Source organism: Paraburkholderia antibiotica (assembly GCF_012927125.1).
GTDB classification, from domain to species: Bacteria; Pseudomonadota; Gammaproteobacteria; order Burkholderiales; family Burkholderiaceae; genus Paraburkholderia; species Paraburkholderia antibiotica.
On record NZ_JABBFZ010000025.1, the window covers coordinates 42,536 to 58,390 of the forward strand.

The window sequence follows — 15,855 nt, forward strand, 5'->3', positions numbered from 1 at the left end:
TCGTTCAACCGCTGCATGCCTGCGTTCACGCGCTGCGAAGTGGACGTGGCGCGGCTCAATACCGTTGGTCCCGCGCGACACGATCCTCGAAGAATCCGCCGCGCGAAATCGCCGCGCAATTCGATGCGCATGACGGTGATGCTCGGTGGGTGAAAGGCTGCGCGCAGGGAATCGCGATGCGCAGGTCCGGCGGCAAGCGACGCGAGTCGGTCCAGATTACAAAAGCGGACTGAGCGTATCCGGCCGGCAGATGGGAGCCGCAAGATCCGGCGAAGACCTGGGCCGGCACGTCGTCATTCGATGGCGGCATCGCAAGCACTTCCTTGCGATTTATCCTGTCGCTGCATAAGTGTCGATTGCCGGTGTTTTTTGTGCCATGAATCCGAATTCGCGATCGAACGGAATCCTCAAAAAGTGCTCGCGCTATTGGGGCCGGTTAAGCTATAAATCTGAAAAGATCGTATCGATCAGCGAGCGCGCGCGACGCGAGGAGGCGAGATGGAATACACGCTGAATTATTCGGTTTGTCGCTTGAAGCGATTTGCTGTGGTTTATGCGCGTCTTTTATATCGTCGCTACGAATTCTGGTGCGCAATCGACATGCGCTCATGGTAAATTTTCAGCGCTGCTATGCAGACGCATACACTATTCATAGCGGGCAACCATAGATCGAAAACTGTTAAGCCTTTCAATTGCAACCGGAATGACTGGAGAACAAGAATGCTTTTTTTTAATGACGGTTTCACATTCACGAATTTTCTGGCCGACGCCTTTTCCATCTTCATCTTTATTCTGTGGTTCTGGCTATTCATTACCGTGTCGAGCGACCTGTTCCGCCGTCATGACGTGTCGGGATGGGGCAAAGTGCTTTGGGTGATTTTCCTGATCATCCTGCCGTATATCGGCATCTTCGCGTATCTGCTCACGCAGCATCGCGGCATGGCGGAGCGCAATCAGGCGCGGGCTAAACAGGTGCGCGACGATCTGCGCCACGTGGTGGGCTTCAGTGTCGCCGACGAACTGGAAAAGCTCGACAAGCTGAAGGCGTCCGGTTCGATTTCCGCCGACGAGTACACGCGTCTGCGCGCAAAGCTGATGGAATAAGCGCAGCGCAGTTTCATCGCGGCCAGCGGCGAACGCAGCGCGGAGGTGAGGTGTGCGTTCGGTTCATCGCTGGCTGCGGCGTTGAAAGCGTAACGTCGAAGTAATGTTGAAGCATGAGGTTGAAGCGCGCGGTTGAAGCGCAGCGTCGAAACGGACCATGCGCCAGGATGGTATCAACGCGGTGCGGCGGGACCTCGAGCCCGCGCCATTCGCACGGCAGGGTGAGCGCGATTCACACGCATCGCGCGACCGAACGAAAAGGTACTGGGGGAAATTCATGTCGATCCGCGCAGCCCACGTTCCCGATTCCGCCGAGCGGGTCACCCGCGTGTCGCTGACCGTACGCCGCGCGGCGCTTGCATGTATGGCGGCGCTGATGCTCGGCGCGTGCGCGCAGCCGTGGCAGCAATTCCAGGCCGGGCAGGATCAGTCAGCGATCGTCGCCCGTCTGGGGCCGCCGCGCGAAGTGTATAACCTGCCCGACGGTGGCCGTCGTCTGATGTGGCCGACCCAGCCGATGGGCTCGACCACCGTCGCCGCCGACATCGACGCGTCCGGCAAGATCGTCAACGTGCGTCAGGTGTTGCAGTTGAGCGAATTCAATCGCGCGGAAATCGGCAAATGGACGCGCGACGACGTCCTGATCAATTTCGGCCGCCCCGTGGACACGGCGTTTTTCCGCCGGACGCAACGCGAGGTCTGGTCGTACCGCTACGTCGAAAACAACATCACCCCGCTGCTGTTCAATTTTTCGTTCGACACCGACGGCGTGTTGCGCGAAACGTTGCGCACGCCCGATCCGTTGCGCGATCGCGATCTGCGCCGCTTCTGAAGCTGCTTCTGAGCCTGCTTCTGAAACCTCTAGCCAGCAAAGCGTTCAGTCAAGCTAGACGCATAGCGAGGCCCACCGAAGCAGCCTTCGCCTGACGGCACCACACCCAGCCGCACCATCCGTTGCTATAGCAACGATTCGATCGGCAGAATCGACAGCATCCACACACCGAGTCGCCCATACCACGTCGTATTGGGTTCGGTGTCGTGACGGATCTCGACGTCGCCATTACGCTCGATCCAATACAGCTTGCCGTTTTCGTCGAGATGCACCGAGTACGCGACCTTGGGCAGTAGCGCGAGGAACTTGCGATCGACCTGGGTCGCGAGGTCGGGGCTGTCGATCACGAGGCCCAGCTCGGTATTCAGATGCTTGGAGCGCGGATCGAAATTGAACGAGCCGACGAACACCCGTTGCGAGTCGACGACGAACGTCTTCGCATGCAGACTCGAGCCCGAACTGCCGAACGGTCCCGGCGACTGCTCTTTCTTGTACGCGCTGCCCGGCACACGCCGCAATTCGTACAGATGCACGCCGTTTTGCAGCAGTTCGACGCGCCGCTTCATATAGCCCGAGTGCACGGCGACCACGTCGGTCGCTTCGAGCGCATTCGTCAGTACGCGCACGTCAACGCCCTTCGCCGCGAGATCGGTCAGATACTGCGTGCCGGCGCGCGCCGGCACGAAATACGGCGACACCAGATCGAGTTCCTTGCGCGGCTCACCGATCACCTCGCGCATCTGATGAGGAATCAGCGCTTCGGGCGGCGCGTTGTTGAGGCCTTTCGCGGGGTCGTCGCTGACCATCTCCGTTTTGGCCCAGTCGAACGGTAACGTGTCGTCGAGCATTTTCTGCACAACGTGCGGTCCGCGCAGCGCCTCCCGATAGGCGGCCGCCGCCGGGTCCTGGCTGATTGCCCGCGCCCGGCGCTCGAGCGCAGCCAGATGGTCGACGCTTTCATGCGGGAGAATGCGCTCGATCGGATAGGCCGACGCGCTCGCCCAATAACGGTCGAAATCGCGCGAGACGTCGGCTGCGGCCGGTCCGACCGCGAGTACGTCGAGGTCCGCGAACACGACGCCGTCGGTGGCGTCGAAATACTCGTCGCCGATGTTGCGGCCGCCGAGAATCGTCGCGGTGCCGTCGGCGGTCAGCGATTTGTTGTGCATGCGCCGGTTGGCGCGCGGAAAGTCGGTCAGAAAGCCGAGCGCTTTCGGGCTGCGCACGACGAACGGATTGAACAGCCGTACTTCGATGTTCGGATGCGCGTCGAGCGCGGCAAGCGTCGGGTCGAGCGAAGACGGGATGCCGAGATCGTCGAGCAGCAGCCGCACGCGCACGCCGCGATCGGCGGCTTCGTGAAGCTGTTCGAGCAGCAGCGTGCCGGTCAGATCGTTGCGCCAGATGTAGTACTGGATATCGATGGTGCGTTGAGCCGAGCGGATCAGGTCCATGCGCGCGGCGAACGCGACATGCGCATCCGATAGCGGATAGATGCCGGCGAGGCCCGCATGCGCGGCAAGCTCGGGGGCGACCGCGCGGCCGAGGTCGGTGGTGGCCGCCACCGCGGGCGTCAACGCGTGCGACTCGGGGCGATTCTCGAGCGACGGCAGCGCGCACCCGGCCAGCAGGCTCGCGCACAGCAGCGCGGACAGCGTGCCGATCCGGCACCGCCGCGGGAAGGACAGGGAGTGTTTCTGCGCTTGCATGGAGTGCAGGGGTTCCTTTGGGTCGTCGCGACCCGGGCTGGTTCTACCATCGAAACGTCGCGCAAACATCGCATCGATACGGCTTGCTGAACCCTTGCATGCCGCCTTGCAAGGTGTAGGCAGAATACTATGGCCGCCGGCCGACCGGTGCGTGCGGCTCTTGTTGCACACACCGCTTTGTCCGATGATACGGGCAGGCCGCGCGAATTCGAACGGGGACCAACCCGGGCTTTGGATTGATCCGATGTGACGAGTCGATCGGATTCGTGCCGGCGTCGATGGCGTCCATGATGAGCGTTTCTGTCCCTCCGGAGTCGAGCAACGTGAAGATTTCCCGCCTGCTGCTGGGTAGTGTGCTGCTGTTCGTGGTGGGCTCAGTGTTGCAGCTGATCCGGCCGCTGGCGCAAGCGGCTTCCTATCACCACTTCGCCGACGAACGCTCGCTCGGCTCGCTGCACAATGCGTCCGACGTGCTGTCGAACTTCGTGATTCTGATTGCGGGTCTGCTGGCGCTGGGCTGGGTGCGTCGGCATGCGTCGAATCAGCCGGCGCAATTTCCCGGCATGGTGGTCGCCGCGTTCGGGCTGGTGCTGACCGCGTTCGGCTCGGCGTATTACCACATGGCGCCGACCGACGCGACGCTCGTCTGGGACCGCCTGCCGATGACGATCGTATTCGCCGGCATTCTCGCGATGCTGTGGACCTCGTGGACCGGCGAGCGCGTCGGCTGGCCGCAAATGCTGATACTCGCCGTCGTGTCGCCCGCGACGGTCGGCTACTGGCTCGTGTTCAACAGCCTGTGGCCGTACGCGATCCTGCAGTTCGGCGGCCTCGCGTTCATCATCGGCATGACGTTGACGCGCAAGGTGGACGGCGTGTTCGCGTGGACGCTCGTAATCGTCTTCTATGGCGTCGCGAAGATTTTCGAAAGCCTCGACTGGCAGATATGGGAGCTCACGCATCACGTGATCGCCGGTCATGCGCTCAAGCATGTGTCGAGCGGGCTCGCGGGTGCCTCGATGATCCTCGTCGCGAACGCAGCGCCGCGCGCGGCGACGGGCATCGCGCCGCGGCGGCCGGGCGGCATCGGTCATTCGGGCACGCCGCGCTAAGCGCCGCAAAGTTTTTGTAGGCGCGCGGCCGACGTGGTGCGGTGCGCTGTGCTGCGACGCGAGCGCGTTGCTGAAAGCGAAAGCGCCGCTATTGCACGGCGTCGCGCAGATCGCGGATGTGCTGATAAACGGTTGCGCGTCCCATGCCGAGCACGTTCGCCACATAGTTCGCCGCGCTCTTGCCGTGAAACGCGCCTTCTTCCCATAGCGCGGCGACGATCTCGCGGCGGTGATCGCGTGTCAGCGAGTTGAGCGCGAGTTGCCGCTCCTGCAGCCACGCGTGCAGGAACGTGTTGATGCGCTCCTGCCAGTCGTCCTTGAACAACGCCTCCGGCTGCTTGACGACGCCCACGCCGGAAATCACGCGGTCGATCACGTTCTTCACCTCGTCGAACACCGCGATGTTGTAGTTGATGCACATCACGCCGACGGCCGCGCCTGCGTCGTCGAACAGCACGGTGCTCACGCAGCGCATGCGCCGGCCGTCCCAGTTGATCTTCTCGTACGGACCGATCGTGCCCGGTTCGGCCACATGATCGATCTCTTCGAGCGCCGATTCGTCGCCCAGCTCGCGTTTCGACAGATTGTTCGCGATGTACGCGACCGTCTGGCTCTGCAGATCGTGAATCACGACTTCGACGTACGGAAAAAACAGCAGCGCGATACCGTCGGCGACGCGGCCATAGCGGTCGAGCAGCAGCCGGCGCGCCGGCGAGGTTTTGGTCTTGCGCATGAAGTGGGGTGCGGGTTCGTGGCCGGCGGCGAGCGGATTTTGCGGGCTGCACGGCCGGCCGGTGAGCGATGCTATTTTGCCATGCCGTTGCGGGCGCTCAGATGCCGGTACAGCTCGTAAGCGATCGCGATGTCTTCGAGGCCGAGGCCGATCGAGCGGAAGAACGCATGGCGTTCGTACGACGGCAGTTTCGCGGTGCCGCTCACGAGTTCGGCCAAATCGGCGACCACGTTTTGCGCGGACCAGCCGTGCGCCTCGGCGGCGAGCTTCATTTCGCCGGCGCTCGCGGGCGTGGTGCGGCGGTAGTCGCAATACACGTCCATCGCGGGCAGCCACGCAGGCGGCACTTCGTGTGCGTTCGCGACGTTGGTGCTGATCGACGTGATCAGCGCGGGCTTCGTCAGCATGCCGTCGGCGAGCACCGGCTGACCCGACGACGTGCACAGCGCGATCACGTCGGCATCGCGCACGCAGTCTTCGAGCGTCGCGCTGATGGTGACGCGCGGGTCCAGTGCGGCGATGGCGGCGCGTTGCGCGGCGTTGTCGTCGCTGGCCACGGCGAGGCCCGGCGCGAACACCTGGATCGATTCCCATGCCCGCAACGGCGCGATCTGGCGCAGATGCGCCTGGCCGACCGCGCCCGCACCGACGATCGCCAGCCGGCGCGCGCCGGGCGCGGCCAGATGCTCGACCGCGAGCGCGGTGGCGCCCGCCGTGCGCTCGACGGTCAACAGGCCCGCGTCGCACCACATCAACGGCTGGCCGGTTTCCATCGACATCAGCGCGGTCCACGCGGTGATGATCGGCTTCGCGCCGGTGACGATGTACGGCGACAGCTTCGCGCCGAACACCTTCGCATCGGCGCTCGCGCCGAGATAGGTGATGAAGTCGCCGGCGTCGGCGGGAAACAGCGTCAGGCTCTGCGGCGGTTGCACCGCCAGTTGCTCGTGCAGCGCGCGGAACATGGCGGACAGTGCGCGGCGCACGTCGAGAGCCGGCAGCGCGTCGCGCACGGCGTCCTGCTGGACGATAAACGGGGTGGGGTGGGTGCTCATAGGGTCTTTTCCAGGTCGAGGCCGGCACGCCGGCAAGAGTTCAGCATGACTGTAATTCTAAAATTAAAGTCTAGTCTGGATAATTTTTTTGAAAAGTCTTGCAATTCTTCAGGTCCAGAATAGACTTCTCATCCAGAACAGCGGCAGTGCGACGTCCGATACGATCGACGCCGCGCCCGCCTCGCGCTGTTTCAACCGGCCCCTTTTTTCGCGACCTTGCCGACCGCTTACATCGACGCCGCTACCGACGTTTCGCCCACGTCCTCAACGTTCTCTCTCACGCCCGGACTCATCATGACCTTCAAGCACACGCTCTCCGTTTGCCTCGCCGCCGCCGTCGTCAGCCTGAGCGGCGCGGCCCATGCCGATACCGGCACCCTGCGCTTCGGCATCGAGGCGTCGTATCCTCCGTTCGAGAGCAAGTCGGCGAGCGGTCAGTTGGTGGGCTTCGACGTCGACGTCGGCAATGCGGTCTGCGCGAAGCTGGGCGTGAAGTGCGTGTGGGTCGAGAATTCGTTCGACGGGCTGATTCCGGCGCTCGAGGCGCGCAAGTTCGACGTGATCAACTCGGCGATGAACATCACCGCGAAGCGCAAGCAGAGCATCGAATTCACGCCGGCGATCTACGTGGTGCCGATCGTGATGGTGGTCAAGCGTGGCTCGCCGCTGCTGCCCGACGTGAAGAGCCTGCAGGGCAAGCGCGTCGGCGTGCTGCAGGGTTCGTCGCAGGAAGACTTCCTGAAGGCGCACTGGGCGAATGCGGGCGTGACGGTGGTGTCGTATCAGGACCAGGATCAGGTCTACGCGGACCTGACTGCGGGCCGTCTCGACGCGGCGGTGCAGGAAGCGCAGACCGCGCAGGAAGGCTTCCTCGACAAGCCGGCCGGGCGCGACTACGTGATCGCCGGCGAGCCGCTGAAAGATCCGGCCACGCTTGGCGAGGGCACCGGCTTCGGTCTGCGCAAGGGTGACAAGGAACTCGCGAAGAAGATCGACACCGCGCTCGACGCGCTGAAGAAGGACGGCACGCTGAGCAATCTGTCGATCAAGTATTTCAAGCGCGACATCATCGCGAAGTAAGCGGTATCAGCCGGGCAGCCAGTCTATGGATTTCGACGTCATCGTAGTGGGAGCCGGGATCGTCGGCGTATCGGCCGCGCTGCATCTGCAGGAGCGCGGCCGTCGCGTCGCGCTCGTCGACCGGCGCGGGCCGGGCGAGGAAACCAGTTTCGGCAACGCGGGGTTGATCGAAAGTTCGTCGATCGTGCCGTACGGTTTTCCGCGCCGACTTGGCACGCTGCTGCGCTACGCGCGCAACCAGTCGACCGATCTCTACTGGGACTACAAGGCGCTGCCCGCGTTTGCCGGCTGGCTCGGCCGCTTCTGGTGGGAGTCGTCGCCCGAGCGGCTGGCCGCGGCGGCGCGCGACATGCTGCCGTTGATTCGCGGCAGTGTCGCCGAACACGATGTGCTGATCGCGCGCGCGGGTCTGCAGGACCTCGCGCACGATGGCGGCTGGATCGAGGCGTTTCGCACCCAAAGCGAGCTCGATCATCAGATCCGCAGCGCCGAAGCGGCCGTGCGCGAACACGGCCTGCGTGTGACGCCGCTCGACGCGGCCGCGCTGCGCGCGCGCGAACCCGCGCTCGGCGCCGGTTTCTGCGGCGCGCTGCATTGGCAGGACCCGAAGAGCATCGCCGATCCCGGCGCGCTGACGAAGGGCTACGCGCGTCTGTTCGAACAGGGCGGCGGCACCCTGCTGACCGGCGACGCCGCGACACTGCGCGCGCACGGCGACGCATGGACCGTGCGGACCAGCGCGGGCGAGATCAGCGCGAAGGAAGCGGTGGTGGCGCTCGGGCCGTGGTCCGACACGGTGTTCGCGCCGCTCGGCTATCGCATTCCGTTGCGCGCGAAGCGCGGCTACCACATGCACTATCGGGCCGCGCGCACGCCGCTGAGCGTGCCGGTCGTCGATACCGAGGAAGGCTATGTGATCGCGCCGATGCGGGCGGGTTTGCGGTTGACCACCGGCGTCGAGATCGCGCGCCGCGAGGCCGCGCCGACCGGTATCCAGCTTCAACGCGCCGAACGGATCGCTGCTCCGCTGTTCGGGCTCGGCGAACGGCTGGACGACGCACCATGGCTCGGACTGCGGCCGTGTACGCCGGACATGCGGCCGGTGATCGGGCGGGCGCCGCGGCATCGCGGGCTATGGTTCTCGTTTGGCCACAACCATCACGGGCTCACGCTCGGGCCCGTGAGCGGCCGCCTGCTCGCGGACATGATGACGGGCGCAACGCCGTTCATCGATCCGCATCCGTTCCGGCCGGAGCGGTTCGGCTAGACGGCGGGGGCGTCAGCCGCATGAGCCGCATGAGCCGCATTAGCTGCGTCGCGGCATGGTTCAAGCGGCGGCGCAACTTGCTATCTACCTTCGACACTCCTCGTTCCACATCCACCGCGCTCACTGCGGTTCGTACCACGAGTACGTCGCCAGCGTGCTGACCGGCGGCGTGCCAATCTGCAGCGTGATGTCGCGTAACGACGTCAGCTCGATGTTGCGGATGTCGCCCATGTAGCGGCGCGAGTCGCCGTTGTCGTTGATATAGGCGACCACGTTCCCCGTAATGCCGGCGACGTTCGTGTTCGTCAGCGGCTCGCCCCAGATATCGAAGAAATCGCCGAGCGTGTAGGTCTTTTCGCTCGGCGCTTCGATATGAATGATGCCGGTGTGATCGTGAGTGTGCATTTCATACGTGCATTGCGACAGGATGCCGACCTGCTGCGGCAGCGCGAGCCACTGGCCATTGTTGATGATCGCGAGGTGCGCATGCACGTGATACAGCACGGTCATGTTCGGCGCGCAGGTCAGGCCGTCGACCGGCGAGCCGGTGCCGCCCGTCGACGTGCTGCCGTCGGGCCAGAACCCGGTCGTGCCCACGACGCCGCCGTAGACCAGCGTGATCGGGGTCGGGTTGAACGGCGGCGGATCGGTCCACGTATAGGTCGGCACCTGAGTGAGCGGCGTGCCGATCATGATCGTGATTTCGGAATGCGGCGTCAGCACGAGGCTGGCGGGGTCGCCCGTGTATTGCGTGAGCGCGCCGCCGTCGTTCACGTAGATCGCGATCGGCGAGCCGGTCAGTCCCGCCACGTTCGACGCGTTCAGCGTCTCGCCCCAGATCGCGAAGAACTCGCCGAGCGTGTACGACGCGCCGGTTGTCGAGTCCATGTGGATCTTGCCGCTCGCATCGACCGTATGGATCGGATAGGCGCAGCCGGTCGGCGCGGCCATGGTCGGCTCGACCATGCCGATGTTGTTCGGCAGCGAGAGCAGTTTGCCGTTCTGATAGATCGACAGATGCGCGTAGGTGTAGGCGGTGCTGCGCAACCCGCAGTTCAGACCGCTGACCGGTGAGCCGGTGCCGCCCGTCGCGGTGACGCCGTCGGGCCAGTTGCTGTCGCCGAGCGTGGTGCCGTCGATGATCGGCGTCGCGGCCGCGAGCGTCGGCGTCGTCGCGGTCGGGCTTGAGGCTGGCGTGGGACTCGACGCGCCGCTGGGACTGGAGGCCGGCGTCGTCGCACCGGCCGCGCTGTTCGAGCCGGTGCCCGAGGTCGAGCCGCCGCCACCACCGCCACCGCAAGCGGCGAGCATCAAGACCAGACCCACTACGACGATTCGCGACTCCAGCCGTGCCAGCATCTCGTACTCCGTGCGGTGATTAAGAGGGATACGTGCAGGTGGTATCGGGCGCAAGTCCCGCGCAGATCCCGCGCGGATACGTCCAGCAGCTGGCTGCGCCGCGTGAGCGCGGGCAATACTTCACCCACGCGCGGCGTTGGCGGGCGCGAAGCATTCACGTCAGACCAGATGAAACCTTTCAATTCAGCGTAGCAGATGCATGTCGCGAACGGACCCGATGAATCACTGCGTTTTGCGACTTTCTGATGGCGCATTTCGGGGAACGACGTGGGCGTCCGCGCGGCTCGATCTGTCGCGTATTTGTGGGGCAGCGCATCGTTATGTGCGAAGATCGATGCTGCCCGCCCGGCCGCGTTTGGGTGAGCGGATCGTACGGCGGGCGCCGGCCGCGCCGACGTCGTGTCGTCAGGCGGCGCGGCCCGGAGGCGAACTTGTTTGTGGATCAATGGAGCACTGACCGATGACCGACAGATTGCAGGCGTCCGTATGTGTAGTGGTGCTGCTGCTGATTGTGGGCTGGGTGCTGTATATCGGGCGCGCGGTGTTCGTGCCGATCGTGTTCGGCGTGATCGCGGTGTATGTGGTCGTCGACTTCACACGCCTGCTGGCGCGCATTCCGATCGTCGGCAACCGACTGCCCGCGCAGCTGCGCTATGGGTTGTCGATGTTTCTGATCGCGGCTGCGATCTTCTTCGCGGTCGACATGCTGGTCGCGAACTACGACGCGCTCGTCGCGCTCGCGCCGCGCTATCAGGATTCGGTACTCGCGATGATCCAGAAGATCGCGACGCTGCTGCATCTGGAGAGCGAGCCGACCTGGGACTCGTTGCGGCGGAACATGCTCACGCAGCTGAACATTCAGTCGCTCGTGACCGGCATGCTCGCGTCGATGTCGTCGGTCATCATCAATGTTTTCGTGGTGATCCTGTATGCGAGCTTTCTGCTCGTCGAGCGCAGCACGTTCGGCGAGAAGCTGAACCGCATGTCGGCGAATTCGGCCAACGCCGCGCGGATCCGCGGCGTCGTTACCGACATCAACCGGCGCATCGGCGCCTATCTCGCGCTGAAGACCTTTCTCGGCGTACTGCTCGGCGGCATCTGCTGGCTCGCGATGCGCAGCGTCGGCCTCGAATTCGCCGGGCTGTGGGCGGTGCTGACCGCGCTGCTCAACTACGTGCCGTACATCGGCTCGGTGCTCGCGATCGCGTTCCCGGTGCTGATGTCGGTGCTGCAATTCGGCGACGTCAATTCGATCCTGGTAGTGCTGGTGTCGCTGACCGCGATCCACTTCGTGATCGGCAACATCCTCGATCCGTACATGATGGGCAACTCGCTGAACCTGAGCCCGTTTGCGATTCTCGCGAGCATGGCAGTGTGGTCCGCGCTGTGGGGCGTGCCGGGCGCGTTTCTGGCGGTGCCGATCACGGTCATCATGACGATCATCTTTTCCGAGTTCGAAATGACACGGCCAGTCGCGGTGCTGCTGTCGAAGAACGGGCAGCTCAGTTACGGCAAGAGCGAGCAGACGGTATAGGGCATGCGAGGGCGGCCGGCGGTTGGCGGCGCGGTGGGATTGCGTTGAAACGGTGGCTCATCGGGCCGTTATCGCCGCTGCTACCGCTGCTGCTGTTACCGCCGCTATTGCCGGGCGCGATGCGCCTACACTACGTAGCTCACCGCCCGGGCTATTGCACGCGCCACCCCGACGACCCGATCCTCCGAACCCATGCCTCGCCGCGAACCCCGACACTTCGCCCAACCGTCGCCCGCGCAGGCAGACCTCGCCGCGCTCGAAGATCCGGCGTTGCTGCGTCGCCTGCTGCGTGCGAAAGACCGGATGGACGCGGCGTCGCACGAGGCCTGGCCGGTGCGGCGTCTGGCCGAAGTCAGCGGCGTGTCGGCAGCGCATTTCGCGCGCTCGTTCAAGCGGGCCTTCGGCGTGCCGCCGCATCGCTATCTGTTGACGCGCCGGATCGAGCAGGCCACCACGCTATTGCGCGACACCGATCTCGGCATCACGGACATCGCCTTCGCGACCGGCTGGGAGAGCCTCGGCACGTTCGGGCGAATCTTTCGCGACATCACCGGCCGTAGTCCGGGCGAGATGCGCATCGACGCGCGCACCCATCTGTCCGAACCCGAGCGCGTGCCCGCCTGCGTGCTGAAAGCCGCGCAACGGCCCGATCTGACGATCGCAGTTTTGGAGAAGCGCCGCCGCGCGGCCGACGATACAGTCGAGCCCTCAACCAGGGAGGTGTCATGAATCAGGGTATCAATGTCGTTGGCCTGTACGTCGACAATCAGGATGAAGCGCTCGCGTTCTACGTCGACAAACTCGGATTTCGCGTGCACACGGACGTGCGCAACGGTTCGTACCGCTGGCTCACGGTCCAGCATCCGGAGCAGCCGTCGTTCCAGCTAGGCCTCTTCGTACCGGGGCCACCGGTTCACGACGAGGCGACCGCGCGAACGCTGCGCGCGATGGTCGCGAAGGGAGCGATGCCGCCGCTGGTGCTGTCGGTGGCCGATTGCCGCGCGAGCTACGAGCAACTGAAGGCGCGCGGTGTCGAGTTTACGCAGGGGCCGGTGGATCGATTCGGCAGCGTCGACGCCGGGTTTCGCGATCCGGCCGGCAACGGCTGGAAGATGATTCAGGCAGCGCCCGCCGCGAAGTGAGCGCAGACAAGGGCGTCGAAGCGACCAGGCATCCGAAGCATTCATTCGAAGCACTCATCTGAACCGGGGCGCGTGAGGCCGGTGGTGTCGAACAGAATCCGCTCGAACGCGGGAATCTCGCCGCGCTCGCGGCGCGCCAGCAATTCGGTCACGGTCGACGCCAGTTCGTCGCGCACGCCGCAGCACAGGCAGCCGTTTTCGAGGAGCGCGACGTGCTGACGAGTATTCACGCAGCGGCGTCGCGTTGCTCGACGTCGCTTACGCCCGCCTCGCGCAGAAAATGCGTGATCGTCTCTTCGATCACTGATCTCGCCAACCCCTGCACGATAAAGACGAGCCGCGTGGTGCGATCGTCGTCGGGCCACGCGTCGAGCCGCAGCGGTTCGTGCAGCAGTTGCTGCACGCCATGAAACACGATCGGCCGCGTCTCGCCGATGAAGTTGCCGATTCCCTTGACCCGCAGGATGCGCTCGCCGTGATAGCCGAGCAGCACCGTCAGCGCGGTTTCGAAGGCTTCTATCGGCAGCGGCTGCGCGTAGCTGAGGCAGAAGCTGTCGATGTCCGGATGGGCCTCGCGTGCCGCCCTTGCCGCGCTCGCGCCGCCCATCAGCGACTTGCGTGGCGCAGGCGTTGCGCGCAGCCACGGCCGCAGCGTGCGCGGCGTCAGGATGCCGAGCAACCGCTGTGCATCGATCTCGCCGTTGTGCACCGTGATGCGAGGTGCGCCCGGGTTCAGCGTTTCGAGCATCGCCGTGAGTTCGGCGAGCGCGGTGTCGTCGGTTAGCTCCGCCTTCGTCAGCAGCAGCCGGTCCGCGACCGCAACCTGCTGACGCGATTCCTCGTGCCGCGCGAGCTGCGCGGCGCCGTGCTTCGCATCGACGGTCGTCACGATGCCATCGAGCTGCAAGCGGCCTTCGAGCGCCGCATCGCCGAGCAGCAGCGATATCACCGGGCCGGGGCGCGCGAGGCCGGTGGTCTCGATCAGAATCCGCTCGAACGCGGGAATCTCGCCGCGCTCACGGCGCGCCAGCAGCTCGGTCACGGTCGACGCCAGTTCGTCGCGCACGCCGCAGCACAGGCAACCGTTTTCGAGCAGCGCGACGGTTTCGTCGCGCGACGTGCCGACGAACAGATGATCGAGCCCGATCGCGCCGAGCTCGTTGATCACCACCGCGCAACGCCCGAGCGCGGGCTGCGGCAGCAGCCGGTTAAGCAGCGTAGTTTTGCCCGAGCCCAGAAAGCCGCTCAGCAGCGTGACCGGGATCGCGGCGTGCGCAGCAGTTGCGTTCTGCGTCACTCAGATCACCTGCAGATCTTTGCCGACGATGATCTGCCCGTCGAAATGCTTGCGCGCGTCGGCGGCCCACATCTCGTCGGTGATCGCGGGGTCGCCGCCCGGCACGAAGTGACTCAGCACCAGCGTCTTCACGCCAGCCGCCGCAGCGATCCGGCCGACCTGCTCGGTCGTCGTGTGGCTTTTCATCAGGTGATCGAGCAGCGTCGGTGCGTTGTCGACGGTCTTCATCAGCTTTTCGAGCGCGGGCAGGTACATCACTTCATGCACGAGTACGTCCGCGCCTTTCGCAAACTCGGCGAGCGGCGGGTAGTAGGTCGTGTCGCCGGAGAACACGACGGTGCGGTCGTGCGTCTCGAAGCGGTACGCGAAGGCCGGCTTGATCGTGTAGTGATCGACCAGCAGCGACGTGACGCGCACGCGGTCGTCCTGCATCACGAGGCGCGGGCCGTCGAATTCGTGCACGTTGATCAGCGGACGCATTGCCGGCCGGCCTTCCTCGCGCATGCGCACGTCGAGGTCGATCGCGTTCATGTCGACGAAGTCATCGATCATCTTCGCCATGCGCGGTGGCCCGTACAGATTGACCGGCGTGCGCAGGCCGGTGGCCCACGCGAGGAACACGAGGTTGCCGAGATCGGCGTTGTGATCGGAATGATGATGGGTCAGGAAGATATCGCGGAGATTCGGCAGCTTGATGCCCGCCTTGGTCAACTGCAGCGCAACGCCGTTGCCGCAATCGACCACATACGGCTGACCGTCGACAACCAGCACGTTCGCCGGCGCCGCGCGCAGATCGGACGGCGTCGGTCCGCCCTTGGTGCCGAGCAGGATCAGTTGCGTGCCTTTGGTCGAGGGGCCGGCGGTGGTGGCTGTCGTTGTTGCCGTGGTGTTTGCGGCGGCTGGCGGGTTCGCGGGCGATTGCGCGTGCGCGTCCTGCATCCACGGCAATGCGGCGGTGGTGCCGGCGGTCACGGCAAGACGCATGAAATCGCGGCGGGAGCGTCCAAACGGCTGATCACTCATGGGGCGGTGTCTCCTGAGTTTTTTGCGGTTCTTGTTAAGGCCCGGTTCTTATGCGCAGGCGGGCTGGTGAACGCCTGGATTTTAACGGCTTCCGGAGCCGGTGGGGAACACGCAAGGAGACACGGCAACCAGAACGGCCGACCGTGCATCGCGTCGTCGCAATGCCCGGTCGGCCGTTATCCGGCAATCAGCGCACTAACAAAACCTCACTGCTGATGCTGCTGCAAATACTGCCTGACGTCGTTCAGGTTCACGCGACCGGTATGCGCGGTGTCGATCTCGTCGAAGTGTTTGGCGATATACCCGAGCCCATTGCTTTGCGCCTGGGCCTTGGTAATCGACGAGCCGCTGCTCAGCACCGAATTCGCGCCGAGCCTGCTTTCGACCCGCTGCTGAGCCTGCTGCTGCAGCGTCGAACCGGTGGTCGGCGCGACCGCGGTCACGCGATTGTGGGGAAAGAACGGACCGTCGACGCCGTGTCCGCCATTGGGTAGCGTCACCGGCGCCACTTGCTGCGGCGGCAACGCATGCGCGCCGCCAGCGACCGCACCGAGGACGATCAACGCCAGTGCCCGTCGCAAGATATCGATTGAGGACATGATCATTCG

16 protein-coding genes are annotated in these 15,855 nt (G+C 64.7%); 8 read left to right on the forward strand and 8 right to left on the reverse strand.

The genetic code is table 11. The features are described 5' to 3' along the window. The first annotated feature begins 720 nt into the window (after positions 1-720). Positions 721-1,104: an SHOCT domain-containing protein gene (locus HHL14_RS28550; RefSeq protein ID WP_169500952.1), complete on the forward strand. Its 384-nt coding sequence runs from the start codon at positions 721-723 to the stop codon at positions 1,102-1,104. Positions 1,105-1,381: 277 nt separating this feature from the next. Further along, positions 1,382-1,936, forward strand: coding sequence for a hypothetical protein (locus HHL14_RS28555; protein ID WP_407945317.1), 555 nt, complete (start codon positions 1,382-1,384; stop codon positions 1,934-1,936). A 125-nt stretch (positions 1,937-2,061) separates the two neighbouring features. Here HHL14_RS28555 and HHL14_RS28560 read toward each other — a convergent pair whose 3' ends face one another. After that, complete coding sequence (locus HHL14_RS28560) at positions 2,062-3,645, reverse strand: phospholipase D family protein (RefSeq protein ID WP_169500953.1); 1,584 nt, start codon at positions 3,643-3,645, stop codon at positions 2,062-2,064. A gap of 323 nt (positions 3,646-3,968) precedes the next feature. On the opposite strand from HHL14_RS28560, the gene HHL14_RS28565 reads away from it, so the two are divergent. Next, on the forward strand, positions 3,969-4,757 hold the full coding sequence (locus HHL14_RS28565) for a hypothetical protein (RefSeq protein ID WP_169500954.1): 789 nt from the start codon (positions 3,969-3,971) through the stop codon (positions 4,755-4,757). A gap of 88 nt (positions 4,758-4,845) precedes the next feature. Here the strand turns inward: HHL14_RS28565 and HHL14_RS28570 are convergent, their stop codons facing one another. Then, the gene (locus HHL14_RS28570; protein WP_169500955.1) at positions 4,846-5,490 is read right to left on the reverse strand and encodes a helix-turn-helix transcriptional regulator; all 645 of its coding nucleotides are present in this window, start codon (positions 5,488-5,490) and stop codon (positions 4,846-4,848) included. Between the two features lie 71 nt (positions 5,491-5,561). Then, positions 5,562-6,545, reverse strand: coding sequence for an ornithine cyclodeaminase family protein (locus tag HHL14_RS28575; RefSeq protein WP_169500956.1), 984 nt, complete (start codon positions 6,543-6,545; stop codon positions 5,562-5,564). A gap of 294 nt (positions 6,546-6,839) precedes the next feature. On the opposite strand from HHL14_RS28575, the gene HHL14_RS28580 reads away from it, so the two are divergent. Then, positions 6,840-7,625, forward strand: coding sequence for an ABC transporter substrate-binding protein (locus tag HHL14_RS28580; protein ID WP_169500957.1), 786 nt, complete (start codon positions 6,840-6,842; stop codon positions 7,623-7,625). Positions 7,626-7,650: 25 nt separating this feature from the next. Continuing rightward, positions 7,651-8,892, forward strand: a complete 1,242-nt coding sequence (locus HHL14_RS28585) for an NAD(P)/FAD-dependent oxidoreductase (protein ID WP_169500958.1) — start codon at positions 7,651-7,653, stop codon at positions 8,890-8,892. Between the two features lie 120 nt (positions 8,893-9,012). Here the strand turns inward: HHL14_RS28585 and HHL14_RS28590 are convergent, their stop codons facing one another. Further along, positions 9,013-10,251, reverse strand: coding sequence for a hypothetical protein (locus tag HHL14_RS28590; protein ID WP_206002569.1), 1,239 nt, complete (start codon positions 10,249-10,251; stop codon positions 9,013-9,015). A 460-nt stretch (positions 10,252-10,711) separates the two neighbouring features. Between HHL14_RS28590 and HHL14_RS28595 the strand changes: the two genes are divergently transcribed. The 3 genes from HHL14_RS28595 to HHL14_RS28605 all read left to right on the forward strand — a co-directional run bounded on the left by HHL14_RS28595 (position 10,712) and on the right by HHL14_RS28605 (position 12,927). Further along, positions 10,712-11,785, forward strand: a complete 1,074-nt coding sequence (locus HHL14_RS28595; RefSeq protein WP_169500959.1) for an AI-2E family transporter — start codon at positions 10,712-10,714, stop codon at positions 11,783-11,785. A 192-nt stretch (positions 11,786-11,977) separates the two neighbouring features. After that, positions 11,978-12,514, forward strand: a complete 537-nt coding sequence (locus HHL14_RS28600; protein ID WP_169500960.1) for a helix-turn-helix domain-containing protein — start codon at positions 11,978-11,980, stop codon at positions 12,512-12,514. Next, the gene (locus HHL14_RS28605) at positions 12,511-12,927 is read left to right on the forward strand and encodes a VOC family protein (RefSeq protein WP_169500961.1); all 417 of its coding nucleotides are present in this window, start codon (positions 12,511-12,513) and stop codon (positions 12,925-12,927) included. Before HHL14_RS28600 ends, HHL14_RS28605 begins: the two co-directional genes overlap by 4 nt. Positions 12,928-12,968: 41 nt before the next feature. Here the strand turns inward: HHL14_RS28605 and HHL14_RS28610 are convergent, their stop codons facing one another. The 4 genes from HHL14_RS28610 to HHL14_RS28625 all read right to left on the reverse strand — a co-directional run bounded on the left by HHL14_RS28610 (position 12,969) and on the right by HHL14_RS28625 (position 15,852). After that, the gene (locus tag HHL14_RS28610) at positions 12,969-13,157 is read right to left on the reverse strand and encodes a GTP-binding protein (protein ID WP_169500962.1); all 189 of its coding nucleotides are present in this window, start codon (positions 13,155-13,157) and stop codon (positions 12,969-12,971) included. Continuing rightward, positions 13,154-14,224, reverse strand: a complete 1,071-nt coding sequence (locus HHL14_RS28615) for a CobW family GTP-binding protein (RefSeq protein ID WP_169500963.1) — start codon at positions 14,222-14,224, stop codon at positions 13,154-13,156. Before HHL14_RS28615 ends, HHL14_RS28610 begins: the two co-directional genes overlap by 4 nt. Next, complete coding sequence (locus HHL14_RS28620; protein WP_169500996.1) at positions 14,225-15,208, reverse strand: MBL fold metallo-hydrolase; 984 nt, start codon at positions 15,206-15,208, stop codon at positions 14,225-14,227. 245 nt (positions 15,209-15,453) lie between these two features. Next, positions 15,454-15,852 carry a 2-oxoglutarate dehydrogenase gene (locus HHL14_RS28625; protein ID WP_169500964.1) on the reverse strand — a complete coding sequence of 133 codons (399 nt, stop codon included), beginning with the start codon at positions 15,850-15,852 and terminating at the stop codon, positions 15,454-15,456. Positions 15,853-15,855: the final 3 nt, after the last annotated feature.

Coding starts and splice junctions, on each gene's coding strand:
- HHL14_RS28575 (WP_169500956.1), bottom strand. CDS start 6,545: ATGAGCACCCACCCCACCCCGTTTATCGTCCAGCAGGACGCCGTGCGC.
- HHL14_RS28605 (WP_169500961.1), top strand. CDS start 12,511: ATGAATCAGGGTATCAATGTCGTTGGCCTGTACGTCGACAATCAGGAT.
- HHL14_RS28580 (WP_169500957.1), top strand. CDS start 6,840: ATGACCTTCAAGCACACGCTCTCCGTTTGCCTCGCCGCCGCCGTCGTC.
- HHL14_RS28625 (WP_169500964.1), bottom strand. CDS start 15,852: ATGATCATGTCCTCAATCGATATCTTGCGACGGGCACTGGCGTTGATC.
- HHL14_RS28595 (WP_169500959.1), top strand. CDS start 10,712: ATGACCGACAGATTGCAGGCGTCCGTATGTGTAGTGGTGCTGCTGCTG.
- HHL14_RS28560 (WP_169500953.1), bottom strand. CDS start 3,645: ATGCAAGCGCAGAAACACTCCCTGTCCTTCCCGCGGCGGTGCCGGATC.
- HHL14_RS28555 (WP_407945317.1), top strand. CDS start 1,382: ATGTCGATCCGCGCAGCCCACGTTCCCGATTCCGCCGAGCGGGTCACC.
- HHL14_RS28590 (WP_206002569.1), bottom strand. CDS start 10,251: ATGCTGGCACGGCTGGAGTCGCGAATCGTCGTAGTGGGTCTGGTCTTG.
- HHL14_RS28620 (WP_169500996.1), bottom strand. CDS start 15,208: ATGCGTCTTGCCGTGACCGCCGGCACCACCGCCGCATTGCCGTGGATG.
- HHL14_RS28550 (WP_169500952.1), top strand. CDS start 721: ATGCTTTTTTTTAATGACGGTTTCACATTCACGAATTTTCTGGCCGAC.
- HHL14_RS28585 (WP_169500958.1), top strand. CDS start 7,651: ATGGATTTCGACGTCATCGTAGTGGGAGCCGGGATCGTCGGCGTATCG.
- HHL14_RS28570 (WP_169500955.1), bottom strand. CDS start 5,490: ATGCGCAAGACCAAAACCTCGCCGGCGCGCCGGCTGCTGCTCGACCGC.
- HHL14_RS28600 (WP_169500960.1), top strand. CDS start 11,978: ATGCCTCGCCGCGAACCCCGACACTTCGCCCAACCGTCGCCCGCGCAG.